Source organism: Rufibacter roseus, assembly GCF_001647285.1.
Lineage (GTDB): Bacteria > Bacteroidota > Bacteroidia > Cytophagales > Hymenobacteraceae > Nibribacter > Nibribacter roseus.
On record NZ_LRML01000004.1, the window covers coordinates 248,646 to 272,619 of the forward strand.

Here is a 23,974-nt window from a genome sequence, read left to right on the forward strand (position 1 = left end):
TTTTACTTATTTTAAGGAAATTAGCCTTAAAACACCTATTTCAACAATGAATACTATGGAATACATTATTGTAACTGAACAAGCCCGACCGCAGGTAGCTCTAATTCAGCTAAACCGCCCAAAAGAGCTAAATGCCCTTAACTTACAGCTGATGGGGGAACTGCGCGACGCCCTTAAGGAACTTGACGACAATGACCAAGTGAGAGCTATAGTGATAACGGGCAATGAACGTGCCTTTGCTGCCGGTGCGGATATAAAACAAATGGCTGGGAAAACAGCCGTTGACATGTTGAACATTGACCAGTTTTCTACCTGGGATCAGATAAAAAAAACGAAGAAGCCTATTATTGCGGCAGTAAGTGGTTTCGCTTTAGGCGGAGGATGTGAGCTTGCTATGACCTGCGACATGATTGTGGCCTCTGAGACTGCCCAGTTCGGCCAACCTGAAATAAAAATCGGGGTAATGCCTGGTGCGGGTGGTACCCAACGCCTCACCAGGGCTATAGGGAAAGCCAAAGCCATGGAGATGGTTCTCACCGGAAAGTTTATCTCGGCCACAGAAGCTGAGCGGTGCGGGCTCATAAACAAAGTAGTTCCTGTAGAGCTTTATTTGGAAGAGGCCTTTAAACTTGCTAGTCAGATTGCGCAACTGGCACCGGTAAGCGTGAAACTAGCCAAGGAATCTGTAAACCGTACCTTTGAAACACATCTGGACGAAGGTCTACATTTTGAACGCAAAAACTTCTACCTCACATTTGCCTCAGAAGATCAAACCGAAGGCATGAATGCTTTCATTGAAAAGCGTAAGCCAACCTTCAAAGGCAGATAAGAAGAAGGTTTGTTTTAGCGCTTTTTTCCTAAAATCAAGCCTAAAACAGACCTTCTTCAACTTTGATAAGCGCCATGCCTTGCTGGTGCTCAGACATAGATTGGCTCCGTATTCACGACATGGGTTGCGCTGTAAAAAATGCCTCTGTACCTTTGTCTCTGAAACCAGACAAGCGGCCGTTAGGCTGGCTTGGCTGGTCAACTAAATATTAATTCATCAACTTATAGATTAGCAATGGCAGTATTAGTAGGTAAAAAAGCACCCTCATTCACCGCAACCGCGGTAGTAGACGGCGAGTTTGTAGAAGATTTTTCTTTGACCCAATACATTGGCAAGCAGCATGTGGTATTCTTTTTCTACCCGCTGGATTTCACCTTTGTTTGCCCAACCGAGATTATTGCCTTCCAGGATCGGATGGAGGACTTCAAAAAGAAGAATGTGGCCGTAGTGGGTTGCTCCATTGACTCTCACTTCTCACACTGGGCATGGTTAAACACCCCACGCGACCGTGGCGGCATTGAAGGTGTAACCTATCCTTTGGTTGCAGATACTTCTAAAACCATTGCTTCAAACTATGATGTTTTGGCTGGTCATTATGATTATAACGACGAAGGCGAAATGACCTTCACCGGTGAGCCTGTAGCCTACCGTGGTTTGTTCTTGATCGACAAGCAAGGCATTGTTCGCCACCAGGTAGTAAATGACCTGCCCCTGGGCCGCAGCATTGACGAGGCATTGCGTATGGTAGATGCCCTGCAGTACTTTGAAGTGAAGGGTGAAGTTTGCCCAGCTAACTGGGAAGAAGGCAAAGAAGGCATGGAAGCTACCCGCGAGGGAGTTTCTAACTACTTAGCCGGTCACTAATTCAACTACAACGATACAAAACAAAAGAGCCTCTGCCAAACAGAGGCTCTTTTGTTTTGTATCTTTTCACACCAGTTATCAGTAATAAAAAGAGCAGTTCTGCTTATTTATCCGGCAAAACGGCACACAAAGATTATCTTATTATTAAAATCCTATTCTAAGCAATAACAGACACTTAAAATAACCGCTTTTACGCTGTATATTTGCCCAGCGCTACTATACCGTTCAAAAAAAGTATAAATCGCCTTACTTGTTTTATTAAGTACGTCCCCTTACAATGTCTACAGTATTATATAACCTTGGTATCAAAGCTTATGGACTAGGCCTGCGCTTAGCTTCACCCTTCCATACCAAAGCTGCTCAGTGGATTAATGGACGAAAGAACCTTCTCGAAGAAATAGACAATCAAATGAAACCAAATACCAGCCCGGTGGTATGGTTTCATTGCGCCAGCGTAGGAGAATTTGAACAAGGCCGGCCTTTGATGGAGGGCTTCCGTAAAAAGTACCCAGATTATAAAATTGTCTTAACCTTCTTCTCTCCTTCAGGCTACGAACTACGCAAGAATTACCCAGGGGCAGATTATATTTTCTACCTCCCGCTTGACACTTACCACAACGCCAAATGCTTTGTTTCTTTGGTGAAGCCTAAATTGGCAATTTTCATCAAGTACGAATTCTGGCACCATTACACCAAAGCCTTAAAGAAGCGCCACATACCCCTGATTTCGGTTTCGGCCATTTTCAGGCCAGACCAGGTATATTTCAGCAAGCGGGGAACCTTTTACAGACGCATTTTGGAGCGGTTCTCGCACATATACACCCAAAACCAAGCTTCCGCTCTTCTCTTATCAGGAGTGAACTTCACTAAAGTAAGCACCGCCGGCGACACGCGTGTTGACAGGGTACTTCAGAATGCCAGCCAAGCGGCTCCAATTCCGGTGGCCGCCACATTCAAAGGCACTTCTCCTGTCATGGTAATTGGCAGCAGCTGGCCGGAAGACATGAAGGTTTTACGGCCATTCATGCAAGAGCACCTGCAGAAGCTAAAGTTCATTGTGGCTCCGCATGAAATCAAAGAAAGTGAATTGCAGGATTTGGAAAAGACTTTTAACGGTAACACTGTCCGTTTTTCAGAGGCAACGCCTGAAAATTTTGCCAATGCCCGAGTTTTGCTCATAGACAACATAGGCATGCTTTCCGCTTTGTACCAATACGCCGATTATGCCTATGTAGGCGGGGCTTTTGGCAAAGGGCTGCACAACACTTTAGAGCCAGCCGCCTTTGGGCCACCCATCTTCTTTGGCACTAAGTACAACAAATTTCAGGAAGCCCAGGACCTGATTGAGGCAGGCGTAGCTTTTTCTGTCAAGAGCACCAATGATCTCAGCAATCAGTTTGAGCAGCTACATCACGATCAAAAAAAGCGGGAAAAGATAAAGCAGGCGGCTTATGAATACCTGCAAAAACAGTCTGGCGCCACAGACCGTATTCTAACGGCATTAGAATATTGGTTACCTTCGCGCCAAGCATGACAGGAACAGTTGTAAAATCTACGGGCTCTTGGTATTTGGTACGCTCCCACGCAAACGGGCTGCTGTACAAATGCCGCCTGCGCGGAAAGTTTAAAAACAAAGGGCTTAAGGTAAGTAACCCAATTGCCGTAGGCGATGAAGTTACTCTGGAGAATGAGGGTGGCGAGCAGCAGGCGGTCATCACTGACATTACCCCGCGCCGGAATTACATTATCCGCAAGTCTACCCACAAGGCGCACCACGCCCATATAGTGGCCTCTAACTTAGATCAGGCTTTTCTGGTAGTAACGTTAGTTTCTCCGCGAACATCTTTTGGGTTTATAGATCGCTTTTTGGTAACCGCTGAGGCCTACCAGATTCCGGCCACCCTTATCTTCAACAAAATAGATTTGTATGACAAGGAGTCTCTGGGCTACCTAAAACAGGTCATGCAGATGTACCAGGGCATTGGCTACCCCTGCTACCCCTGCTCTGCCCATACCGGACAAGGCATATCTGAAGTTCAGGCTTTGCTCAAAGAGAAAATTACCCTTTTCTCCGGGCACTCCGGCGTAGGCAAGAGCACATTGGTTAATGTGTTAGTACCAGATCTGGAGATAAAGACCTCAGAAATCTCCGCTTTTTCTGATAAAGGGGTACACACCACCACTTTTGCCGAGATGTTTAAGGTTGAGGAAGATACTTATCTCATAGATACCCCAGGCATAAAAGAGTTGGGCGTAGTGGAGATGAAGCGCGAGGAAATAGCGCATTATTTTCCTGAGATGCGGGAGCGCCTGAACCAGTGCAAATTCAACAATTGCCTGCACCTGAACGAACCCGGCTGCGCCGTACAGGCTGATGTAAAAAAAGGAAAAATTGCCTTACCGCGCTACGAGAGTTACCTCAGCCTGCTGCAAGACGAAGACACCCACCGCTAATTCAGTGGCCGCTGTTTTGAGCCTGGTTTTAGAAAAACAAGCCTAAAACGTCTCACATAGCTCTTCAAGAAGAATTTCAAGGTTATTTTTATGCCTTCAGTCACTGCTTTTGCAGATAAGCCTCTATCAAGTGGAGCATGTACAGAAACTGTTGCTGCAATGGAATATAAGTTCTGGAAAAAGATTTACTAGTTAAATCTTTTTTCAACTGCGCTGCTGTTAAATACGCCACCTCCTCAATTTCTTCTTTCTGAAAATCAAAAGCCGTTGCCTCTGAACTGGTTTGGTAAAGAAAAATACCTGCATGCTCACGATCCAGTAACTGCGCCACTACATCTTGCCCATCAATAGACATGGTAGCTATGTGGTGAAGTTCCTGCGGCGTTGCCTCAATACCTAGTTCCTCCTTCAGCTCTCTAGTGGCACAACTCAGGTATGTTTCATGCGGATTCAAATGACCTCCAATACTGACATCCCAAAGGCTAGGGAAAAGGTCTTTGGACTTGCTACGCTGGTGGCAAAGAAAGCCTAGCTGCGGATGCCAAATAAATATTTGCGCTGTTCGGTGCCAATGCCCCTGTTCATGCACCTGCCGGCGGGGCAGCAGTTGCCCTAACGGTAAATTCGCCTCGTCAAATAACTCAAGATACTCCATTGTCTGGCAAGATAATACAGCTGCTTAACTTAGAGGAAGTCCTGACACTGTTTCTTCAGGCAAAAGCTTCCAGTACAATATCATTTGTATGGCACCGCTTATATATTTTGCTGTTTTTGCCTTGAATTTTCAAAAACAGGGCGAAAATGGAAGACATCAAACCACGGGCTGGCACAGGTCAGGTATGGCCACAAAATTTCCGTACCTTTGCAGCACCAAAGCTGCCGGTTTGAATTGAACAAACGGCAATTTGGCACTGTTAGCATTTTTACATTAGCACATTTTTACATGAAAACCGCAGAAATCCATACCGCTAAGGGCGTAATGAAAGTAGAATTCTACGAGCAAGATGCCCCTAAAACTGTTGAAAACTTCACTAAACTGGCCAAAGAAGGCTTCTACGATGGCCTTTCTTTTCACCGTGTTCTTCCTGACTTTGTGATTCAGGGAGGTTGCCCTAATTCCCGTGAGGGTTCTAAAGGAATGCCGGGCACCGGCGGACCAGGCTACAAAATTGATTGCGAATTGACTGGCGGAAACCAATACCACGACCGTGGTGTGTTGTCTATGGCACATGCCGGACGTAACACCGGCGGTTCGCAGTTCTTTATCTGCCACAGCCGCAACAACACTGCTCATTTAGACCGCAACCACACTTGCTTCGGTAAAGTGGTAGAAGGTCTTGATGTGATTGATGATATCCGCCAAGGCGACCGCATTGAGAAAATTGTGGTAAACGAGGCTTAATAATGAGTAATGAACAATGATTAATGAGTAATGATCAATTTGGAGAGAAGACCAAACATTAATCATTACTCATTGTTCATTATTCATTGGTCATTAATCATTTACTAAAGTAGAAGAAGCAGCACTGCATATAAACCAGTACCCACTAAAAAAGCAGAGAAACGGCTTTTCCGCTCTTCGGGTAGCTCTTCTTTGAGTACGTTAAGCACCACCCCTCCTGCCAAAAATGCTAACAGTAAAGCTGTAGCCGCCTCTGAAATCTCCATCGCCAGCCCAATTCCCCAACCTATAGATAGTGCTAAGGCCAGAATCCATCGGCCTACATGCTGGTAACGCTTTTTATGATGCTCGCGCAATCCAAAATCGTTGACCAGGAAGTGTAGGGCCATGGCAACAAAGTAAAACAATACCTCTTCTACGTTCTGTTCTTCGCGCTTGTGCAGAAGATAACCTACCAGTGCATTGTACACCGCAAAAGAGCCTATGTGTATCCAGAAAACAGAGGGCGGGGTATCATCTGAAGTTCCCTTGCCGCCATCTCTTGATTTGATGGCCAAGCGCTCCATTCCATAGAAAATCACCAGCCCCACCAAAGCCATCAGGTACATGTGGTGTTTCAGAAAAGATAACCCTCGGCTCTCGGCAGCCTCTTGCAGGTGCTCCTGCCCCTCCTGAAGCTCCGGAAACAAATGCAAGAACACGTAGGCCACTGACACCCCTCCAGCTCCAGAAAGCCACAAACTGCGCGGCACACCCTCCAGAAACTTTAATTTATGCCCAAACAGGTGCACGATCATCAGCCCAAGTAGCGGCAATAGGGTCAGCAGGAATTTTTCCATGTGGCAGAGGTTGTTCTTAGGTAAGTTTATACTCCCGCACATGCCCAAAAGTTAAACGCCCGGCACTGGCTGGTGCGGGCGCTTAACTTTATGTTTATAGCCTGTTTTTAGGAAAAAAGGGCTAAAAGCCTCCTCGCAGGTCATCCTCGTCTTCGTCATCTTCCAGACTAAAGCCACCGCCCGAGAACATACTGCTGAGCAGGTCTTTGAACTGCAACCCGGCGCTGAGGCGGTTGCGGGAAATTAGGCTGTACTCCGCTAAACCGTGCAAGCAGAACTCCATGAAGAACAGGTGTTCTGCCTCGTCTTTCAGCTTTGGCTGGAAATGTTTCACCACTTCTGACAAGTCGGGCACTTGGTTGAGCGCACGCTTGTATTCGGCATCAGAGGCATCGTTGAGCAGGTCAAGGGTGTGGCCATCAGAGAACCAGTCTGATATTTTCTTGTAAGGGTTCTTATCTTTCTGCTTCTTGAATTTATCTGGGTCTGGGAAGTAGTTCAGGAACTGCGTACGGATGGCCTTACCCATTAATCGGTAAGCAACGCCCCCGGCTCCCTCCTGCTCCCCCTCATACACCAGCTCCACTTTTCCGGTAACGGCGGGCACCGCGGCCAGAAAATCTGCAACGCGCACGTGCGATTGCGCCTCTGCATTCACCAATACCCTTCGTTCAGCGGCACTCACCACACTTTCATAAGCCGATATGGTCAAGCGGGCAGACACACCGCTTTTGGCATCTACATACTCGCTCTCGCGGGCTTCAAATGCAATCTGTTCTACCAGGTCATGAATCAGCTCATGGCCTTTCACGCGCTCCTGCTGGGCCGAAACAATGCGGGCCTCTTGCTTAGTGATGCGCTTGCCAATCTCAATGCTCTTAGGGTAATGGGTAATAATTTGGCTGTCAATGCGGTCTTTGAGCGGTGTGACTATAGAGCCACGGTTCGTATAGTCCTCTGGGTTAGCGGTGAACACGAACTGAATATCCAGCGGCAGCCTGATCTTAAAGCCTCTGATTTGAATATCGCCCTCCTGCAGAATATTGAACAACGACACCTGAATACGGGCCTGTAAATCGGGTAATTCATTTATAACGAAAATACCGCGGTGCGCCCTCGGTATCAACCCGAAGTGAATCACCCGCTCATCAGAATAAGGCAGCTTCAGGGTAGCGGCTTTAATAGGGTCGGCATCGCCAATCAAATCAGCCACCGAAACGTCTGGTGTGGCCAGTTTTTCAGTGTAACGCTCTTCACGCGGAAGCCAGGCAATAGGTGTGTCGTCGCCGTGTTGGGCAATCTGGTCTTTAGCGAAGCGTGAGAGGGGCTGCAGCGGATCATCGTTCAATTCAGAACCCGCCACTACAGGCACCAGCTCATCTAAGAGTTGAATCAAAAGACGGGCTATTCTGGTTTTTGCCTGACCGCGTAGCCCCAACAGATTAATGTGGTGCCGACTCAGAATGGCCCGTTGCAGGTCTGGAATCACCGTCTCCTCATAACCGTAAATGCCCGGAAATACTTCTTCACCAGAGCTAAGCTTTTTAATGAGGTTGGCTCTCAATTCTTCTTTCACTGTCTGAGGCTCATAGCCCGCGGCTTTAAGTTGGCCAAGCGTTTTGATCTTTTGCAGTTGTGCTGCGGGAATATCGGAATAAAGCATTTCTAGATTTGCTGATTGAAAATTGTTAATTGTTTTCTTTCTACGTTTTTAACTTGTTTTAAAAAAAACAGGCTAAAAACGGAAAGTTATTATGAACTGAATTGGTACCTTTACTCTCTATGAAACCAGTTGTGACCGCTTTAGTTTTTACAGTACTTGGTGCTGCCTTTGTGATCATTAGTGCCATTTTACGCATCTTTCACATTATTGACCGGCCAACAGGTTATGTTTTGTTAGGCGTTGGTGTAGTGCTGGGGTTGATAGGCGGCTTTATGCGCAGACGAGCCGCCAAGAAGTAAAACAAGCTATTTCAAGCGCTGTGCAAGAGTGCAAGTTTTCCTACAGCCCGCATGTGCAGCTTAAAACTTTCGTTTCTTATTCCGCCCGTAATCCCGAAATACCAGATTACCTAAGCCCTTCAGGCTGCTGTAGTAGGCTTGTCCGTTGTTTACTTCCGTAAACTCTTCCACAAACTGCTGCAAGTAAGGGTCTGAAGCAATCATAAAAGTGGTAATAGGAATGCCTAACCGCCGGCACTGTGCAGCCAGATTCAGCGTTTTGTTCACCACCTTTCTGTCTAGCCCGAAACTGTTTTTGTAGTATTTCAGCCCTTCTTTGAGGCAAGTTGGCTTTCCGTCGGTGATCATAAAAATCTGTTTGTTTGTGGTTTTGCGGCGGCGTAACAAGTCCATAGCCAATTCAAGCCCAGCCACGGTGTTGGTATGGTACGGCCCCACCATCAGGTAAGGCAAATCTTTCACCTTGATCTGCCAGGCATCGTTCCCGAACACAATAATGTCGAGGTTGTCTTTGGGGTACTTGATCTTCACTAACTCAGCCAAGGCCATGGCCACTTTCTTGGCGGGCGTAATGCGGTCTTCGCCGTATAGAATCATGGAGTGTGAAATGTCAATCATGAGCACAGTGCTGGTTTGAGTTTTGTGCTCCCGCTCAGTCACCTCCAGGTCCTGTTCCGTGAGAAAAAATTCATCTGACAGGCCGTGGTGAATCTGGGCGTTTCGGATAGACTCGGTCAGCTCAATCTGCTCCGGTGCATCGCCGAATCGAAATTCGCGCCGGTCGGCTGATGGCTCATCTCCTAACCCAGTCTTTGGTGTAGCATGATTGCCGCGGCCGCCCTTTTTCAGCTTCCCGAAAATTTCTTCCAGCGCGCTCTTCCGAATGCGCTGTTCGCCCTTGGCCTGCAGCTGGAACTGCCCATCTGGGCCTTTGTCGTCAATGTAGCCGTTCTTTTTCAGGTCCTCAAAAAAGTCTCCCAAACCATAAGAGTCATCGGTGAGGTTGTATTGTTTGTCTAGCTCGCTCATCCATTTCATGGCCTCGGCCACGTCTCCGGCGGTAAGGGTAATGAGCTGTAGAAAAATTTGGAGCAGGGCTTCAAAGCCTTGCTCTTTGGGTTTCTCTGGTACAAATTGAGTGAATCTATATCCGGATGCCATGTTACTTTTATTTTTGACGCAAGACACAAGACGTAAGACTCAAGATTCTCTTTTGGAGGAGAAGGTTTTCTATGCCGATGGAATATCTATAGCTAGAAAACCCCTTATTTGAAATAGAAGGATTTTGTCTTTTGTCTTACGTCTTGAGTCTTACATCTTATGTCTCTTTCTTAACAACGAAAAGAAGAATATGTTCTTACGCAAGTAAACCTTCTAATGGTAAAACAGTACCTTAAAATTAAAGGAATACCATACTTATATAATCAACATCCTATTTCATAAACTAATTATGCGCGCAATTTGGAAAAATACGGTTCTGGCGGAAAGCAAGGATACTATTGAAGTAGAAGGGAACCATTATTTTCCACCCACTTCTGTACGTTGGGAATTCTTTGAGCCAAGCCAACGCCGCTCAGTTTGCCCCTGGAAAGGCGAAGCCTCTTATTACACCATAAAGGTAGGTACTTTTGAAAACAAAGACGCCGCTTGGTTGTATCCGCAGACCAGCCTCAAAGCCAAACCCATTGAAGGCTTCATTGCCTTCTGGAAAGGCATACAGGTGGTGGGGATGTAGATTTGAAGATATGGGAATTAAGAGATGTGAATGAACATGTTTTCGACCTACTTTCAGAAAATAAGGCTGAAAACATATTCCTTTTTGGATTCTTCCGCAGGAGAGCTCCAAACAGCGGAGGTGCCATTGCCAGCCTTTGATGTAAAAAAGGACAACTTCATTATTATCTACAATAAGACTTCCTAACTTCTAATCTTATTATATTTAAGATTGAAATATGAAAGGCATAATATTGTACGCTACTATCTCCTTTTTCTTATTTTCCTGTAGAACCTCCCATAAAACGGAAAGAACTGCATTAAATAGGGAATTCAAATCAAACTTTACAGTACTTGATTCTATTGCTCAAGAGAAAAAAGGCATTTATACTCTTAATCATAAACAGATATCTTTCCTTTATTTAATTGGAGAGTGGACAGGTGTAGAAGGGAGCATGGATTATACAGGAGTTCCAAAGTTCACACAAAACGATCTTAATTTTTGGAAAGATTGGTTTAAAAGAAACAAAGCGAATTTGAGTATTGCAGATTACCAAACAACATTCAATCTCTATGAGAGAATCATGAAGACCAGCAAAATACTTGATTCTGATTTAGAGTATTTAGAAATAATTAGGAAGAAATACAGGCAGTTGAAGTAGGGCAACACACCTTCTCTATATTCTATAGACTCCGAAAGGCAAGTTCTTAAACTTACTGTATATCTCCCACAAGTTACGCTGTCGCTAAACTTGCTGGATATAAATAAACTCATCAAAACCAAAACGCCCCACCAAAAATGGCGGGGGCGTTTTTATGCTATATTTTGAAAAACAGGCTGAAAACGGCGGATGAATTAAGAGTCAATCCATTTGAACTTGTACTGCAGCTGTGGCACTTTTAAGCGGTCAGCTACGCGACGAAGTCGGTTGGGCAGGGCCATTAAATAATCGCGGGCACGTTCGCCTGCTTCATTTAGGCCGGTCATATTGGCAATTTTCCACTCACGGTTTAGTGTCTCCATGATCTCTAGATAATCTAGAGAGGTATATACACCGGTACGCTGGGCGGCATCTGTAAAGTGCCCGAACGTTTGCCCCTGATCAATGCCCAATTCCCGCAGATAGTGCGCGGGCATCACAATTTTCTTGCGCATCATGTCTTCGTAGGCGATCATCATTTCAGATGGGTCTACCTCAAAGATTTTCTTCACAAAGGTTTTGTAGGCCTTGGCGTGGCGTCCTTCATCGGCGGCAATGTAGTTACAGATGCGTGAAAGAGTGGTTTCACCGGCTTTCTTGGCCAAAGCACCCACCCGGCGGTGCGAGTAGTTTGTGGCCGTTTCCTGGAATGAGGTATATACAAAGCTGCGGTACGGGTCGTTGTCGGTCTGTATGTCCATGCCGTCCGCGATCAGGTACTGAGTAGAGGCCTCCATTTGGCGCATATCCACGCGGCCGGTCAGGTATAGGTAGCGGTTGAGCAAATCGCCATGACGGTTTTCTTCTGAGGTCCAGCCACGGTTCCATTTCATCCAGGAGCTATGCTCATCATTGTTGATGTCTGAGATGCTCATGATCCAGCTCTCATAGGTGGGCAGGGCTTCCTCCGTGATGGTGTCACCAATTAATACGGCTAACAAATCATAAGAAAGCTCACGGGCACGTTCTTGTAAATCGCGGATTTCATCAAAAAAAGTATCCATACGTGCATCGGGCAGAAAATCGGCGGGCTGCCAGCTGTCTTCTACCGTCTTCAAAAATTCTGGCAGGGTCTCATCCAGAAAGTTCTCTAGGTATTTCATCACCTCAGAACGGGTGGCTGCTATAGAAGATATCATAGGATCAATTTATAGGAAATGGCAAATATACTACTAAAAATGCAGAATGCCCTGATCTAGCCAGCCTCTCATGCTGAGCCAGAACAAACTGAACTATTCACTACGGGAAACAGCGGAGAAGGTGTCATGTTTTCTAATGTATGAGCCATAAAAATTGCGTCTGTTCTGTATCTTTGGGCATACGCGCTTTGCTCCTATGCCTTTTCCGCTCCTCAAGAAATTCTTACCTGCTTCAACTCGTCTGTCTCTCAGAATGTTGTATTGGCGTGTGCGTGGAGTGGTTTACGCCGGAAATAAAGTGTATTGCCCCCTGTGTGAAACCTCTTTCAGTACCTTTCTACCCTTTGGTGTACCAGAACGGCAGCAGGCTATGTGCCCCAAATGCAACACAGTAGAGCGGCACCGGCTGCTGTGGCTGTACCTGAAGCATGAATTACACATTGAAACAAAACCCTACAAGGTGCTGCACATGGCTCCGGAACCGGTACTGCAAGATCGCCTGAAGCAGTTGCCAAACTTACATTACCTGAGCGCCGATCTAACTGCTGCCAATGCTATGCAGAAGGTAGACCTTCAGCAACTGCCCTTCTCCAACGCCTCTTTTGATTTAATTCTCTGCTCACACGTGCTCGGTCACGTGCCAGATGATTTGCAGGCCATGCGCGAACTTAGTCGCGTACTCACTTTAAAAGGTCTTCTTTTATTACAAGACCACGTGTACCCCAATTTGGCAGTTACCGAAGAATTTCCCGACTCCCTAACCGCTCAGGAACGTTACAAGCTATACGGCCAACCCGACCGTCAACGCAACTACGGCCAAGATTTTGTGGAAAGACTGGAACAACAGGAACTTCAGGTGAAAGTGGTAGAATATACCCCTTTTACATCAGAGGAAGAATGTTATAAATTAGGTCTGGCCTATCGGGAGCGCCTGTACTTGTGTAGCCCCAAGCCCCGCTCATGACGCATTGGCTTACCAAATACCCTCGCTTACAGCGGCTCTTGTTTAAACCAGCCGGAAAAATTAGTTTCTGGCGACACCAGAACCGTCTGCCCAAGCTGGCCCCCACCGCTCCAGACCCTGTCACACCTGATATGGTTCCTCAGCCGCTGGAAGGTTACACTCAGGCCCACCACTACCGCCCCGGACAAACCATTGTCTTTTACCTGAAAGCCCAGCAGCCCCAAAACCTACTGCAGCTACAGTATCTCGCCCGAGGTAAAAATTGGGAGACGCTGGCTCAGTATTCTTTTGAGAAAATACATCAGTCAGATACTTTTGAAGAAGCACAGCAGGGATGCGCTTGGGAACCTAGTTGGGAGTACAACTTATCACCCGATGCCCCACAAGGCTATTACCGTGCGTTGCTCTCAAACCCATTGCTGGAAAAACCGGCTGAAATTCATTTTATAGTGGGCCAGGCACAAGCTAAAGCCCGAGTGGCTGTTTTGGCTCCTGTCACTACCTGGCTAGCTTACAACGCTTACGGCGGGCAATCGCTTTACAGAAACGCCATTGCCCCGGCGACGGTGCCATATGTTTCAATGCACCGGCCTAATACCGCTCTTACCTACAAGGCTACCCACAGCATGCAGCACAACCTGCTCATTGAATCAAATATCTTTTACTGGATATCTGATCAATTTCAGGCTGATTTGCTCCCCGATTACTACCTGCAGGCCCACCCTGAGCTGCTGCAACAGTACCAAGTGCTGGTGCTGGCGTATCATGCCGAGTATTTTACACAAGAAATGCACCAGTCTCTGCGTGCGTTAGTCTTCAACGGCCAAAAATCATTGTTGGCGCTGGGGGGAAATCAAGTGTACTGGCAGGTAAAGTGGCACCGGAACTTCACCCAGATAGAATGCCGAAAAGACGCCACTCTTTTTCAGGATAGCGATGAGAAAGGCAAATTGTTCCGCCACACGCCCCAGCCGGAAGTTCAGCTGTTTGGTTGCCAGTTTACAGAGGCAGGCATGGGAACCTACGCACCTTACCAGGTAGTAGCGTCTGAGCATTGGCTGTACAAGGGCTGTTCCGTAAAACAAGGGCAGATTTTTGGCGAAGCTGGTGTTGATGGACTGCCTATTTGCGGCGACGAAACAGATAAAACCACTTGGGGTACCCCTAAAAATTCCACTGTGCTTGCCAGGGGACTAAATAAAACTTCCGCGGTCAGTGAAATGGACGTCTATGCCCATACAAACCCTGAGTGGAATGGCAGCGGCGGCGGGGAAGTTGTTTTTACCAAGATTTCTGAAAAACAGGCCATATTGGCAACGGGTGCCATACACAGCGGAGCCGGACTTGGGCATGACAAGGTATTTACGCACCTCATTCAGAATTTTATGCAGAAGTATGCCGGTACCTCCAGCCATGGTACCACCTCCTCAGAAACTGCAGCGGCACCCGCTTCTTAGCAAGCCACCGCATGACACGTGACTCAGCGTCAGCGCTTGTTTCTTCTTCTAAAATCTCCAGCAGTTGCAGTGCTTCTGGGTAGTTAGAGGTAAAATAAGCATGCCGCGCCTCGTATTTCACCCGTTTTACCAGAGCCAGCTTTTCAACTGAGGTACGGACTAATTTCTGGGCCTTCTGAATGACCTGTATAGTAGATTGCAGCTGCCGGTCACCTTTTTTGTACACTTGCTGCGAGAGCGAGGCAATATGCACGCGGCGCTTACACAAAACCTTATCTAAATAGTGATAGCGCCAGCTACGGGAAGATCTTACCCAAAAATCAAAATCTTCATAGGCTAGAGCTAGGTCATAGCCATTTAGTTCTTCCAGTACCTGCCGCCTGATCATCATGGTGGGCGGACATATGAAATACCGGCTTAGCACATGGGCAAACACCTCCCCTTCTGCTGGTTCCGGTACTAATTCCCCAGAAGCAGACCGCTGATAAAAGTGACGAAGAAAGATTGATTTTTCATTTATCAAATCAGCATCGGTATACACTACTCCGTAATCTTGTGGTAAGGTTTGGAAAGCGCATACCTGCTCCTTCACCCGCTCTGGGTATAACACATCGTCCGTCGCAAAATCAATAATGTATTCTCCTCTGCTTTGCCCAAAGGCTTCATTGAATGACGCGCAGTTTCCTCTATTCTTGTGGTGCTGGATAAATTGGATGTGGGGATGGCGACGAACGTACTCTGAAATGACCTGTGCGCTGGCATCCGAACTGGCATCATCTACCACAATTACTTCCAAATTAGAATAGGTTTGTGCTAGAACAGAATCCAGAGCCTCCTGCAAAAACTTGGCGTGGTTGTAACAAAGACAGATGATGGTGACCAGCGGCTCGTTCATTTTGAGATAAAATATGACCGAAACAGGTACAGAAAGAAAAGCAGATAAACGCCATAACTTAAGGCATGAGCCATGGGCAAGCCCTCTAACCCAAGGCTAGGTAAAAGCAGCATAACAACTGCCACATAAAGCATACCAAATCCTAATTGGGTAACCATGTAAAGCTTCACCCTTGCCTGTACTGTTATTATGTAAGAAAGAACCCAGGCGGTCATTTTAAAGAAATCGCCCAGCAACTGAAAGTCCATTAATCCCTTAGCCGCTAAAAACTCTTCATTAAACAGTAATCTTATGAAGAATTCTCTGTGAATGCCTAAAAGAAGTAACCCTCCCCCTACCAGCGGAACTAATAAAAAAAATACACTTCTTACATACTCCCGCAGGGCTTGTGGCTGTGACAGCAGAGCGGCAATTTTGGGGTAGTACACCATACCCAACACTGATACGTAAACAATGGTATAGCTATCAGAAATTTTAGCCACCGATTGCCACAGACCCGTTTCATACAAAGAAAACCGCTGGATGGCAATTTCCCGCACCACAAAGTCCACAAACCTACTCCCCAATAACATTGCCACCGCCATGAGCAAAAACTTGCCAAGTTCCTTGTGAACCTGCACCGGAAGCTTTACTTGCATGGGCGGTATAAGCCCCCTCTTGAACACAGCAAACAGCCCGACAATACCGGCCACCGACTGACCAGTTAAAAACAGGACCAACGCCACAGTCAAATCCACACGCCCTACTGCCCACCACGTAACACCAATACTGGTTAAGCTAGTAAGCAGACTTAACCCCACATATAGTTTAAGCGCCTGCCTAGCTAGCAGAACCGCCAGCCAGAACAGCTGTAACAATAGCAGAGCAAAAAGGCCCAGCACCCACCAAAGGCTAAAATGGTTGGCTACTTCAGAGGTCGTGCCTCCAAACCGTTCAAGAAAGAACTCCGGGAATAAAACAAAAACGAGAATTCCTGTCAGAAATGAAAGTAGATTCAACCATAGGCCAGACCAAAAAAAGGACCGGTAACCTTCAGTACCTGGCTCATTGGCAGCCAAATGGCGAATTAACCCTACGTTGATGCCTGCATTGGGCAGAGTGGTCAGTAAAGCTACTAAATTCTGGAAGTGGGCCAACAGCGTTATGCCATTGGGGCCATAGTAAACGGCAAAAAGCTTGTTGATGACAAATGTACTGCCAGCCCTAGCCACGGTAGATAATCCTGACCAAACTGATGCCCCTAGAAACTGCTTCCAATGCTGCTTGCGCGCCATGCTGCAAACTACAAAGAATGCTGCAGCTTTACCACGCAGCTGCCATGGTCAGTAAGGAAATTCAATAATAACTTAACTGATAAGCGGTGGAAGTGACTGTCAGCACGCTCTGCAGAAGCTATTTCAGGCTTGTTTTCCAGAAAACAGGTCTAAAACAGAAGTGCAGTAGTAGCAGGTGAGATCTTTATACTTTTTCAAAAAAAGCATTTATCTGCTCTATGACAAATTGCTGCTCCTGTTCCGTCATGCCCGGAAACAACGGTAAGCTCAGGCTAGTTTTGGCCAGTTCTTCAGCCACCGGAAAACTACCTTTTTGATGACCTAAATTCTGATAGGCCGGCTGCAAGTGCGGCGGAACTGGATAATGCACCAGCGTGGAAATTCCCTGCTCTTTCAAATACTGTTGCAGTGCATCCCGGAAGTGAGTTCTGATGACAAACAAATGATACACGTGCTCCATATCTGGCTCAGGAATTACCGGCAGCAGTAGGTCACCTACTCCCCTCAAAGTTTGAAGGTACACTTGCGCCAGCCGTTGCCGCTCCTGGTTCAGGCTGTTAAGGTGCTGTAATTTAACTGAGAGTACCTCAGCCTGTACAGAATCTAAGCGGGAGTTTATACCAGCCATGGCGTATTGGTACTTCTCACTTTGTCCATAATTGTGGTATTGCCGCACCCAATTTGCCAATTGCGGATCAAAAGTAGTAACTGCACCGCCGTCGCCTAAGGCACCTAGGTTTTTGGTTGGGTAAAAGCTGGTGGCGTTTATTTTCCCGAAAGTGCCTACGGTTTGCCCCTTGTACCTGGCGCCGTGTGCCTGGGCGAAGTCCTCCACCAGCTCCAGCCCTTTATCGGTGCAGAGGGTAAGTAACTCCTTCATCTGGCAAGGCTGACCGTATAGGTGAATGGGAAGTATTGCTTTTGTTCGTGCGCTAATCACGGGTAAAACGGTAGCGGCTGTAATGTTGAAGGTTTGTGCCTCAGGCTCCGCAAAAACAGGTGTGGCACCTACTTGCTGTACGGCATTAATGGTGGCAATGTAACCGTTAGATGGCACTACTACTTCGTCTCCCGGCCCAACACCTAACGCCCGCAAACTAATAGAGAGCGCATCATATCCGTTCCCCACACCAACAACTTCTGTGCCTCCCAAGTACTCGCTAAAGCTATGCTCAAACTTTGTGACTGCGGTGCCTAAGATGAATTGGTTTCTTCTGCTTTCCTTTACCAATGCCGATTCTATTTGATCTTGCAAACCAGTAGGAAAATCTCGGAATGTAAAGAATGGAACCTGCATTTAAATGGGCGAAGGAGTAATTGAATGGATGTGGGAATATAACCTTGATGTAATGAATGATTTATAAGTGAAGTTAGGAAGAAATTAAATCTAAACATCTCTTACCCGTTTTCAAGCTGATTTTACGAAAAGAAGTCAAAAACAAGAGTTATCACTTCCTCCAAGTCACTCCATAAACAGAAAAGTAGGTTTCCAAGTCACTATTCCTCCTAAACGTTCTTTGAACGTGAAAAGCCCTTGATAGTCCGCCTCAGACTCAAGTGGCGGGGCGGAGACTCCTAAATCCAGAAGTTCAATGTCTTTGCGGCGACAGTACTCATAAATTCCCTGAGTAAGCAAAATAGTAGGGCTGTAGGTATTAAAAGAAGTGGGGCTAGCTGGGTACAGGTGATTTAAAATACGCTTGTTGATCTGCACTGTAACCCCAACTGCAGCCAATTCTCCGTTGCAGCGCACCGTAAACAATTGATATTGTTCCGGGAACTGCTGAAAATACTGGTTTAATTGCTCAAACGATAGCGAAAGAGGCTTTTGCTTCTCCGATCTGCAGGCCTGCAATAACTGATAAGCCTCCGGCAATTGCTCAATGCCTTCCTGCTGTACCGTAAAACCTGCGCGTAAACATTTCTGCAACCTCCTCTTAGCGGAAGGATGAAGAAGTTCTGTGAATGCCGCGCGACTTACTTGCAGATGATGGTTTCGCTGTTCGTATATTGTTTTATAACCTATCTCTAAGAGGGTTTGCCTGACCAACATGTTTTCTTTAGAACTGTAGACATCAGGGCACTGCAACCATTCCACCTGCGTCACCCCCTGCTCCCGCAGGTTCTGGTGGAGGTGGTAAACCAAAACTTTTGCCACATCTCCAGGCAAATCAGGAGAAAACTGTAAGCCGCCAAATGGTGCCCGCCAAGGCGAAAATGCCTTTTCATTCTCTACAAAAACATGAGCCAGCGCCACGGTTCTATTCTCTTGCAACAAAGCGTACATGCGCCAAAATGGCCCGTTCTGAAACCTGACATGCTGCGGCTGTAGGTACAGGAACAGATCAAAGGCCAGGGGTGGCAATTCAGCTTCTGACGTCAGGCATACCAACTGGTACCGCTCATCTGGGAAAGGCAGCATTTCCATAGCTAATTCAGCAACTGCAGAAATTCCTCATACTGCCTTATATAATCTGCCTCATCATACAACGTAGACGTCAGGCAGCAGATCACCGCTCCTTCAGAGGGTTGTACCTTAATCCAGCACAAAGGCGGAATATATAGTCCTTGGGTAGGCGTGGTAAGTTCAAACACCTGCTGCCCCTCGGCATGCTGTGTCTCTACCCGCACACTTCCGTTCACTACCGTTAAAACTTCCTGGGTGGTGCGGTGGGCGTGGCCGCCCCGCACTTTGCCTACTGGGGTACCGTATACCCAAAAGACTCTTTTCACTTCAAAAGGAAGGTTATTTTCATCTTGAGTGGTGACCAGCGTGCCGGTAGCATCTGTCAGCTGTAAAAAAGAAATAAGGTGCGGCGCAGGATATTTCATGTGCCCGAAGTTACGTAAACCTGCCGGAATGGTGACAGCTAACGCAGCATGTGTTGCAAAAACACAGTGTATGCCATTCCTTTTGGTATCTTTGCTGCCCTTTTTCTAGAAAGTATGCTTTACCTTATTCTTTGCATTCTGTTTAACGCGTTGCTGGTGTTTATTTTTAAACTGTACCAGGTGTACCGCATCCGCACGTTTCAAGCCATTGTGATCAACTACGTGATCTGTCTTTTCACGGGGGCTTTGTTTGATCAATCGGCGCTGCCAATAATTACTCAGAATATTGGTGCCAGTTGGATGTGGGCTAGCTGGCTGCTGGGCTCTCTTTTTATTGGCGGCTTTTATTTGATTGCCATCACCACGCAACGCATTGGTGTTTCAGCGGCCACGGTAGCCATGAAAACCTCATTGGTCATTCCGGTGCTGTTCAGTCTGCTCATTTTACAGAATACGCTCAAAGATTATACTTTCCTGAACTACCTGGGCATGGCGCTGGCCTTAGTGGCCATTGTAGTTACTTCGCGCAGAAGCAAAACCGAAGAAGTTGGCTCTCTTAGCCTAATGGACTGGGCACTGCCAGTTATAGTCTTCTTTTCCGCGGGCGCGGGAGATGTTATCATCAATTACACCAATGATCAGCTGTTACAACCTGAACAGGCTGGAGCCTTCACCATCTCTACCTTTGCCGCCTCGGCTGCCATCGGTTCGTTGGTGTTGTTGTACCAAGTTATTGTAAAAAAGGTGCCGTTTGAGAAGAAGAATTTAGTGGCTGGCATTGGCCTGGGTATACCAAACTTCTTTTCTATCTATTTTTTGGTGAAAGCCCTCTCCGCTTTCCAGAACGACGGAGCTTTTCTGTACCCTGTTAACAACATAGGCATTATTCTAGTGGCCACACTGGGTGGTATGCTGTTTTTCAAGGAGCGACTGACCAAGTCGGGTTGGTTTGGTTTACTGCTGGCCGTTACGGCCCTGCTTCTCATTTCTTATCAGGAAGTGGTGCAGATTCTGTTTTAGACTTACTTTTAAAAAAACAGGCCAAAAACGGCAGTCTCTGGTTTTTCTGAAAGCTTCTTATCTTTGCCTTACATGGAGGACACCTACCGCACCATTGTCGCGCCCGTGGAGGGGCTGTACAAAGAGAAAGGCAGCAAGTTTATCGCCAAGGCCTATCCGGTCCGTTCAGAGGAAGAAGTCAAAGAAGTTCTGCAGGCCCTGCGGAAGGAGTATTTTGATGCCCGCCACCATTGCTATGCTTATTTACTGGGAGCAGACAAAGCTCTTTACCGCGCCAACGACGACGGTGAGCCCAACCATTCAGCTGGTGACCCGATAATGGGTCAAATAAAATCTGCTGGTTTAAGTAATGTATTGGTGGTGGTGATCCGCTATTTTGGTGGCACTAAGCTGGGCGTGGGAGGGTTGATACATGCCTATAGAACTGCCACCGCTGATGCCCTGACCCAAGCCGAAATTGAGGAACGCCACGAAACAACCTTTGTGACGGTGCAGTTTGCTTACGAGCAAATGAACGATATTATGAGGATAGTGAAAGATTTTGACCTGCCTGTCCGCGAGCAAGATTTTCAGCTAGATTGCCGACTGACGGTAGAAGTGCGCACTAGTATGGCACAGCAGATAGCAGAGCAATTTGAGAACTTCGGAAGCTTAGGGAATCAATAGCCCTAATTGGCTACTTTAAAGTAAAAGCCCCAGCCTTGCAAGGTTGGGGCTTTTTTTATTTCTGATTATAATGTATCAATCATTGTTCTGCCCTGTAATATCTTTTACTTTCTCTTTTACCTGATTCATCAGTTCATCCGTAAAAGTGACTTCGTCTACGTCCATGGTGTTGCCTTTTGGCAGTTCAAACTGCAGCTTTTCAGCATATGGGGCGGGGCGGTTCATCACGAAGGCGGCTGTTACTTCAGAGTACTTCTCACGGGCTTGCTCAGCGGTAAGCTTTCCGGTTACAATTTCATGCATTAGGTTTAGGGCCAGAATATTGGCCGCTTCCATATCACAACGCGCCGATATTTCTCCTTTGGTACGTTCCACAATCACGCTGCCGTCAAACTTGGCTAGTTCTGTGAACTTCTCAATAGGCACGTGGTAATCTATTACCTGCTCCAAAGTGTCTGAGTGCGGCTGTGGAAAATTATGGGGGATCTCATCTCGGTATACAATGGTGCGCTTCCAGGGTCCATTGTTATACCAGATCAACCGGCTAGGAATGGCCTCGTTTGGCGGACCGTATTTCTCCATCATCTGCTCTTTGCTTTTCTGCGCCATGGCCGGCCAGCCTTCCGTAACAGCGTTTAGCGTATCGGCATCTACAATTCCGGGTGTAGGTTGTTCACCCGCTTCACCCACGGTTTTAGTTTTTATATTGCTCATCATGCCTGTGGCGGCAGTCTTTAGTCGCTCTACCGGGTTTTTGATTGGGTCTTTCTCGCTCATATTGCTAAAACTTTAGATAAAGTGCCTTTACCTCAGGCTTATATGTAGTACGAGGGCGTTCAGGTAGAGTTCTATGCAGACTCACCTGCAGTCAAACTTCCTTTTGAACATCCTGAATCTAAAACTGGCAACTATTTTATGTTTTTGCGTACTTTCCCGCAGCGTGCCTGCATAACACCAGTTTATCTGCACCTACAGGAAAAGCTTATTACCTCTAACCGCTCCATGACCGACTCTACCCTGCACAAAGCCCTCCGAAAAAATACCCTTAAAAGAAAAGTTGGTCAGCGGCCCGGCACCCTTTCGGTACCCGATACCGCCTTTGCTCCGCGTCTGTTCTTGTTTTCATATGCCCATGATTTTTTTCATGAGCAGGAGTACTCTTCTTACCCTGAGTTGTTAGCTGCTTTCAGGGCACACCCAGAGGTAAAACATTGGATTGATGTGCGGGGCTACGCTGACATTGCGCTACTAGAGCAGATAACAACAGATTTTCAGATTCACCCGCTGCAGATGGAAGACGTGCTGAATGAGTACCAGCGCCCAAAGGTAGAGGAGGAAAGCGGCCGGTTGTTCATTGTCTCGCGCATGATAGACTTTAATGAGCAGCACCAGTTAGAGGACCGACAACTGTCTCTGTTCACAGGACCCAACTATGTACTCACACTGCAAAGCGACTACGTAGACTGCCTGGAGGTGCTGCGCGAAAGAATGCGCATAGGTAAAGGTACTATCCGGAAACGGCCGGTCATGTACCTCACGTACGGCATACTAGATGTGGTGATGGACTATTATTTCCCGGCCATGGCTAAAATTGGCGACTATGCCGAGGAGCTGGAAGACTGCCTGTTCGACAATCCGAATAAAAAACTGCTGGGCCAGATTCTAAACTTAAAACGTGAGGTGGTAAAAGTACGCCGCATTGTATGGCCGGAGCGGGACAAGATCAACGAGCTCCTGCGCATGGAGGAGGATATTATTCCGGCAGAATTAAAGATTTACTTCAAAGACGTTTACGACCACTCCATTCAGCTTATGGATCTGGTAGACAACTACAAAGAAACCACCAGCAGCCTTTCAGACCTGTACCTCTCTAACGTGAGCAACCGCCTGAACGAGGTCATGAAAGTGCTCACCATCATCTCTACCATCTTCATTCCCTTAAGCTTTATTGTAGGTCTTTACGGCATGAACTTCTCCCGCGAAGGTCTGGACGGCAACGTGAATCCGCTGAACATGCCGGAGTTGTACCAACCGTACGGCTATGTTACCTTGCTTGGTTTTATGGCTGTGGTAGTATGCGGTATGGTATACTATTTTTACCGAAAAGGCTGGCTTACCAATAACGAATAAAGGCGTTTTGGGTCTGTTTTGCTTAAAACAGACCCAAAACGCCTTGTAAATTGACCATTACTGATCAAACGCCAGCAGTGGTCAATTAAATTATTTCTGGGCTACCAGGTTTACGTTCAGCACAAACTCGTTGCTGATGGCTTTATCACCTAGGTTGTCAAAGAAGCTGCCTGAACCGTATTTAATGTCATACTTGGTTCTGTCGATTTTGATGTCAGCGTTAGCTTTGATTTGGTTACCCACATGCTGTACAGTTGCCGGGAAAGTGATGGGGTGCTTAATTCCTTTGATGGTTAAATCACCATTCACCACTACTTTACCTTTACCGGCTGGAGTTACTTTATTGATCACCAAAGTAGACTTACCGTACTTGCTGGTTCCAAAGAAATCATCAGACTTCAAGTGGCCTACTAAATTACCGTTCATTTCTTTGTCAGTAATGTCAGTTACGGTAATAGTGTTCATGTCGATCTCAAAGTAACCGCCCAGAATGTTTTTTCCGTCGCTGTTCAGTTTTCCATCGGCTATGCTTATGCCACCAGTGTGTGTACCAGTTACTTTGCTACCCGTCCAGGTAACTTTTGACTGGTTTTTCACCACTTTGTAATCAACTCCTTTTCCAGCAAAGGCAAATACTACCAGCATTGCCAACACTGCTACTACTGTGTTTCTAAGTTTCATTTTCTTTTTGTGTCTTAATGTTAATGACGATGCAAATGTATAAACAATTAATGTATGTACACGTAATTTTTTGAAAAAAAAATTTTACACAGTCACATTCACTTGAAATAGATGTTCATGGAAGATGCTGTTTTAGGCTTGTTTTGCGCAAA

At 46.6% G+C, this 23,974-nt stretch carries 25 protein-coding genes; 13 read left to right on the plus strand and 12 right to left on the minus strand.

Features of this window, described 5'->3' with window-relative positions:
• The first annotated feature begins 55 nt into the window (after positions 1-55).
• The 4 genes from A8O23_RS07375 (at position 56) to rsgA (ending at position 4,147) form a co-directional block, all read left to right on the plus strand.
• Positions 56-829: an enoyl-CoA hydratase-related protein gene (locus A8O23_RS07375; RefSeq protein ID WP_066619516.1), complete on the plus strand. Its 774-nt coding sequence runs from the start codon at positions 56-58 to the stop codon at positions 827-829.
• Between the two features lie 234 nt (positions 830-1,063).
• The gene (locus A8O23_RS07380) at positions 1,064-1,693 is read left to right on the plus strand and encodes a peroxiredoxin (RefSeq protein ID WP_066618884.1); all 630 of its coding nucleotides are present in this window, start codon (positions 1,064-1,066) and stop codon (positions 1,691-1,693) included.
• A 277-nt stretch (positions 1,694-1,970) separates the two neighbouring features.
• Positions 1,971-3,227 carry a 3-deoxy-D-manno-octulosonic acid transferase gene (locus tag A8O23_RS07385; RefSeq protein ID WP_066618887.1) on the plus strand — a complete coding sequence of 419 codons (1,257 nt, stop codon included), beginning with the start codon at positions 1,971-1,973 and terminating at the stop codon, positions 3,225-3,227.
• Positions 3,224-4,147, plus strand: coding sequence for a ribosome small subunit-dependent GTPase A (gene rsgA / locus A8O23_RS07390; RefSeq protein WP_066618889.1), 924 nt, complete (start codon positions 3,224-3,226; stop codon positions 4,145-4,147). Before A8O23_RS07385 ends, rsgA begins: the two co-directional genes overlap by 4 nt.
• A 100-nt stretch (positions 4,148-4,247) precedes the next feature.
• Here rsgA and A8O23_RS07395 read toward each other — a convergent pair whose 3' ends face one another.
• Positions 4,248-4,802: an NUDIX hydrolase gene (locus tag A8O23_RS07395; protein ID WP_066618892.1), complete on the minus strand. Its 555-nt coding sequence runs from the start codon at positions 4,800-4,802 to the stop codon at positions 4,248-4,250.
• Between the two features lie 288 nt (positions 4,803-5,090).
• Between A8O23_RS07395 and A8O23_RS07400 the strand changes: the two genes are divergently transcribed.
• A complete protein-coding gene (locus tag A8O23_RS07400; RefSeq protein ID WP_066619518.1) occupies positions 5,091-5,549 on the plus strand; it encodes a peptidylprolyl isomerase in 459 nt (152 codons plus the stop codon).
• Positions 5,550-5,653: 104 nt separating this feature from the next.
• Here the strand turns inward: A8O23_RS07400 and A8O23_RS07405 are convergent, their stop codons facing one another.
• On the minus strand, positions 5,654-6,388 hold the full coding sequence (locus A8O23_RS07405) for a ZIP family transporter (protein WP_066618894.1): 735 nt from the start codon (positions 6,386-6,388) through the stop codon (positions 5,654-5,656).
• Positions 6,389-6,509: 121 nt separating this feature from the next.
• The gene (locus tag A8O23_RS07410) at positions 6,510-8,051 is read right to left on the minus strand and encodes a sigma 54-interacting transcriptional regulator (RefSeq protein ID WP_066618896.1); all 1,542 of its coding nucleotides are present in this window, start codon (positions 8,049-8,051) and stop codon (positions 6,510-6,512) included.
• A gap of 119 nt (positions 8,052-8,170) precedes the next feature.
• Here A8O23_RS07410 and A8O23_RS07415 point away from each other — a divergent pair, with 119 nt between their 5' ends.
• The gene (locus tag A8O23_RS07415) at positions 8,171-8,350 is read left to right on the plus strand and encodes a hypothetical protein (protein WP_066618898.1); all 180 of its coding nucleotides are present in this window, start codon (positions 8,171-8,173) and stop codon (positions 8,348-8,350) included.
• A gap of 60 nt (positions 8,351-8,410) precedes the next feature.
• Here A8O23_RS07415 and A8O23_RS07420 read toward each other — a convergent pair whose 3' ends face one another.
• On the minus strand, positions 8,411-9,511 hold the full coding sequence (locus tag A8O23_RS07420) for a vWA domain-containing protein (protein WP_066618899.1): 1,101 nt from the start codon (positions 9,509-9,511) through the stop codon (positions 8,411-8,413).
• Between the two features lie 289 nt (positions 9,512-9,800).
• Between A8O23_RS07420 and A8O23_RS07425 the strand changes: the two genes are divergently transcribed.
• Positions 9,801-10,085 (plus strand): DUF427 domain-containing protein, encoded by a 285-nt coding sequence (locus tag A8O23_RS07425; RefSeq protein WP_066618902.1) that lies wholly within the window; start codon positions 9,801-9,803, stop codon positions 10,083-10,085.
• A gap of 217 nt (positions 10,086-10,302) precedes the next feature.
• Positions 10,303-10,725: a hypothetical protein gene (locus tag A8O23_RS07430; RefSeq protein WP_066618909.1), complete on the plus strand. Its 423-nt coding sequence runs from the start codon at positions 10,303-10,305 to the stop codon at positions 10,723-10,725.
• A 194-nt stretch (positions 10,726-10,919) separates the two neighbouring features.
• Here the strand turns inward: A8O23_RS07430 and A8O23_RS07435 are convergent, their stop codons facing one another.
• Entirely contained in the window at positions 10,920-11,903 is a 984-nt protein-coding gene (locus tag A8O23_RS07435; RefSeq protein WP_066618910.1) for an acyl-ACP desaturase, read from the minus strand.
• A gap of 253 nt (positions 11,904-12,156) precedes the next feature.
• Between A8O23_RS07435 and A8O23_RS07440 the strand changes: the two genes are divergently transcribed.
• Positions 12,157-12,867 carry a class I SAM-dependent methyltransferase gene (locus A8O23_RS07440; RefSeq protein WP_161486704.1) on the plus strand — a complete coding sequence of 237 codons (711 nt, stop codon included), beginning with the start codon at positions 12,157-12,159 and terminating at the stop codon, positions 12,865-12,867.
• Positions 12,864-14,324, plus strand: a complete 1,461-nt coding sequence (locus A8O23_RS07445; RefSeq protein ID WP_066618913.1) for a N,N-dimethylformamidase beta subunit family domain-containing protein — start codon at positions 12,864-12,866, stop codon at positions 14,322-14,324. Before A8O23_RS07440 ends, A8O23_RS07445 begins: the two co-directional genes overlap by 4 nt.
• Here the strand turns inward: A8O23_RS07445 and A8O23_RS07450 are convergent.
• The 5 genes from A8O23_RS07450 to A8O23_RS07470 all read right to left on the minus strand — a co-directional run bounded on the left by A8O23_RS07450 (position 14,251) and on the right by A8O23_RS07470 (position 19,325).
• Entirely contained in the window at positions 14,251-15,219 is a 969-nt protein-coding gene (locus A8O23_RS07450; protein WP_066618916.1) for a glycosyltransferase family 2 protein, read from the minus strand. The two genes, A8O23_RS07445 and A8O23_RS07450, sit on opposite strands and share 74 nt — an antisense overlap.
• Entirely contained in the window at positions 15,216-16,493 is a 1,278-nt protein-coding gene (locus A8O23_RS07455) for an MATE family efflux transporter (RefSeq protein ID WP_066618918.1), read from the minus strand. Before A8O23_RS07455 ends, A8O23_RS07450 begins: the two co-directional genes overlap by 4 nt.
• 184 nt (positions 16,494-16,677) lie before the next feature.
• Positions 16,678-17,790, minus strand: coding sequence for a DegT/DnrJ/EryC1/StrS family aminotransferase (locus A8O23_RS07460; protein ID WP_066618920.1), 1,113 nt, complete (start codon positions 17,788-17,790; stop codon positions 16,678-16,680).
• A gap of 165 nt (positions 17,791-17,955) precedes the next feature.
• A complete protein-coding gene (locus A8O23_RS07465; RefSeq protein WP_066618923.1) occupies positions 17,956-18,921 on the minus strand; it encodes a GNAT family N-acetyltransferase in 966 nt (321 codons plus the stop codon).
• 2 nt (positions 18,922-18,923) lie between these two features.
• A complete protein-coding gene (locus A8O23_RS07470; RefSeq protein ID WP_066618929.1) occupies positions 18,924-19,325 on the minus strand; it encodes a sugar 3,4-ketoisomerase in 402 nt (133 codons plus the stop codon).
• A 114-nt stretch (positions 19,326-19,439) separates the two neighbouring features.
• Here A8O23_RS07470 and A8O23_RS07475 point away from each other — a divergent pair, with 114 nt between their 5' ends.
• Positions 19,440-20,345 (plus strand): hypothetical protein, encoded by a 906-nt coding sequence (locus A8O23_RS07475; RefSeq protein ID WP_066619523.1) that lies wholly within the window; start codon positions 19,440-19,442, stop codon positions 20,343-20,345.
• A gap of 72 nt (positions 20,346-20,417) precedes the next feature.
• Positions 20,418-21,011 (plus strand): IMPACT family protein, encoded by a 594-nt coding sequence (locus A8O23_RS07480; RefSeq protein WP_066618932.1) that lies wholly within the window; start codon positions 20,418-20,420, stop codon positions 21,009-21,011.
• A 75-nt stretch (positions 21,012-21,086) separates the two neighbouring features.
• Here A8O23_RS07480 and A8O23_RS21690 read toward each other — a convergent pair whose 3' ends face one another.
• The gene (locus A8O23_RS21690) at positions 21,087-21,788 is read right to left on the minus strand and encodes a hypothetical protein (RefSeq protein WP_192849036.1); all 702 of its coding nucleotides are present in this window, start codon (positions 21,786-21,788) and stop codon (positions 21,087-21,089) included.
• Positions 21,789-21,926: 138 nt separating this feature from the next.
• Between A8O23_RS21690 and corA the strand changes: the two genes are divergently transcribed.
• Positions 21,927-23,141 (plus strand): magnesium/cobalt transporter CorA, encoded by a 1,215-nt coding sequence (gene corA, locus A8O23_RS07490; protein WP_239693361.1) that lies wholly within the window; start codon positions 21,927-21,929, stop codon positions 23,139-23,141.
• A gap of 90 nt (positions 23,142-23,231) precedes the next feature.
• On the opposite strand, the gene A8O23_RS07495 is transcribed toward corA, so the two are convergent.
• Positions 23,232-23,822: a YceI family protein gene (locus A8O23_RS07495; protein ID WP_066618935.1), complete on the minus strand. Its 591-nt coding sequence runs from the start codon at positions 23,820-23,822 to the stop codon at positions 23,232-23,234.
• Between the last annotated feature and the right edge of the window lie 152 nt (positions 23,823-23,974).

Excerpts from the sequence above, each read along its gene's own strand:
- A8O23_RS07375 (WP_066619516.1), top strand. The coding sequence starts at position 56 with ATGGAATACATTATTGTAACTGAACAAGCCCGACCGCAGGTAGCTCTA.
- A8O23_RS07380 (WP_066618884.1), top strand. The coding sequence starts at position 1,064 with ATGGCAGTATTAGTAGGTAAAAAAGCACCCTCATTCACCGCAACCGCG.
- A8O23_RS07385 (WP_066618887.1), top strand. The coding sequence starts at position 1,971 with ATGTCTACAGTATTATATAACCTTGGTATCAAAGCTTATGGACTAGGC.
- rsgA (WP_066618889.1), top strand. The coding sequence starts at position 3,224 with ATGACAGGAACAGTTGTAAAATCTACGGGCTCTTGGTATTTGGTACGC.
- A8O23_RS07395 (WP_066618892.1), bottom strand. The coding sequence starts at position 4,802 with ATGGAGTATCTTGAGTTATTTGACGAGGCGAATTTACCGTTAGGGCAA.
- A8O23_RS07400 (WP_066619518.1), top strand. The coding sequence starts at position 5,091 with ATGAAAACCGCAGAAATCCATACCGCTAAGGGCGTAATGAAAGTAGAA.
- A8O23_RS07405 (WP_066618894.1), bottom strand. The coding sequence starts at position 6,388 with ATGGAAAAATTCCTGCTGACCCTATTGCCGCTACTTGGGCTGATGATC.
- A8O23_RS07410 (WP_066618896.1), bottom strand. The coding sequence starts at position 8,051 with ATGCTTTATTCCGATATTCCCGCAGCACAACTGCAAAAGATCAAAACG.
- A8O23_RS07415 (WP_066618898.1), top strand. The coding sequence starts at position 8,171 with ATGAAACCAGTTGTGACCGCTTTAGTTTTTACAGTACTTGGTGCTGCC.
- A8O23_RS07420 (WP_066618899.1), bottom strand. The coding sequence starts at position 9,511 with ATGGCATCCGGATATAGATTCACTCAATTTGTACCAGAGAAACCCAAA.
- A8O23_RS07425 (WP_066618902.1), top strand. The coding sequence starts at position 9,801 with ATGCGCGCAATTTGGAAAAATACGGTTCTGGCGGAAAGCAAGGATACT.
- A8O23_RS07430 (WP_066618909.1), top strand. The coding sequence starts at position 10,303 with ATGAAAGGCATAATATTGTACGCTACTATCTCCTTTTTCTTATTTTCC.
- A8O23_RS07435 (WP_066618910.1), bottom strand. The coding sequence starts at position 11,903 with ATGATATCTTCTATAGCAGCCACCCGTTCTGAGGTGATGAAATACCTA.
- A8O23_RS07440 (WP_161486704.1), top strand. The coding sequence starts at position 12,157 with ATGTTGTATTGGCGTGTGCGTGGAGTGGTTTACGCCGGAAATAAAGTG.
- A8O23_RS07445 (WP_066618913.1), top strand. The coding sequence starts at position 12,864 with ATGACGCATTGGCTTACCAAATACCCTCGCTTACAGCGGCTCTTGTTT.
- A8O23_RS07450 (WP_066618916.1), bottom strand. The coding sequence starts at position 15,219 with ATGAACGAGCCGCTGGTCACCATCATCTGTCTTTGTTACAACCACGCC.
- A8O23_RS07455 (WP_066618918.1), bottom strand. The coding sequence starts at position 16,493 with ATGGCGCGCAAGCAGCATTGGAAGCAGTTTCTAGGGGCATCAGTTTGG.
- A8O23_RS07460 (WP_066618920.1), bottom strand. The coding sequence starts at position 17,790 with ATGCAGGTTCCATTCTTTACATTCCGAGATTTTCCTACTGGTTTGCAA.
- A8O23_RS07465 (WP_066618923.1), bottom strand. The coding sequence starts at position 18,921 with ATGGAAATGCTGCCTTTCCCAGATGAGCGGTACCAGTTGGTATGCCTG.
- A8O23_RS07470 (WP_066618929.1), bottom strand. The coding sequence starts at position 19,325 with ATGAAATATCCTGCGCCGCACCTTATTTCTTTTTTACAGCTGACAGAT.
- A8O23_RS07475 (WP_066619523.1), top strand. The coding sequence starts at position 19,440 with ATGCTTTACCTTATTCTTTGCATTCTGTTTAACGCGTTGCTGGTGTTT.
- A8O23_RS07480 (WP_066618932.1), top strand. The coding sequence starts at position 20,418 with ATGGAGGACACCTACCGCACCATTGTCGCGCCCGTGGAGGGGCTGTAC.
- A8O23_RS21690 (WP_192849036.1), bottom strand. The coding sequence starts at position 21,788 with ATGAGCGAGAAAGACCCAATCAAAAACCCGGTAGAGCGACTAAAGACT.
- corA (WP_239693361.1), top strand. The coding sequence starts at position 21,927 with ATGTTTTTGCGTACTTTCCCGCAGCGTGCCTGCATAACACCAGTTTAT.
- A8O23_RS07495 (WP_066618935.1), bottom strand. The coding sequence starts at position 23,822 with ATGAAACTTAGAAACACAGTAGTAGCAGTGTTGGCAATGCTGGTAGTA.